The organism is Candidatus Nitrosotalea sp. FS (assembly GCF_011319475.1).
GTDB lineage: Archaea > Thermoproteota > Nitrososphaeria > Nitrososphaerales > Nitrosopumilaceae > Nitrosotalea.
In genome coordinates this window covers 940-1340 of record NZ_RCMC01000084.1, presented here as the reverse complement: position 1 = coordinate 1340, position 401 = coordinate 940, and the positions used below count along the sequence as shown (strand labels likewise).

The 401-nt window shown below is 43.1% G+C and carries 1 pseudogene; it reads left to right on the top strand.

What is annotated here, in order from left to right:
• A pseudogene (locus DYY66_RS13950) lies at positions 1–401 on the top strand (tRNA (5-methylaminomethyl-2-thiouridylate)-methyltransferase); the annotation flags it as partial.

The window sequence follows — 401 nt, the reverse complement described above, 5'->3', positions numbered from 1 at the left end:
TTGATTGCGGCAGAGGATGCGGATTTGAAAGTAGAGAGACTGCAGATTCTTTAGGTGTTGACTTGAAGACTGTATATCTTGGTGATGATTATATCGAGATGCTAAAAAAACCAAAACACGGTTACGGTTCTGGAATGAATCCATGCATTGACTGCCGTTCCATGATGTTCAAGGCAGGAAAGAAAGTGATGGATGAGATTGGTGCTGAGTTTATCATCTCAGGTGAGGTGCTTGGCCAGCGACCAATGAGTCAGTTTGCTCCTGCATTGAAAACAATAGAGAAAGAATCTGGGTTAGAGGGAATTATTGTAAGACCATTATCTGCTGCGTTGTTGCCACCGACAAAACCTGAGATTGATGGATTAATCAAGAGAGAGAACCTTGGAATGATACGAGGCCGC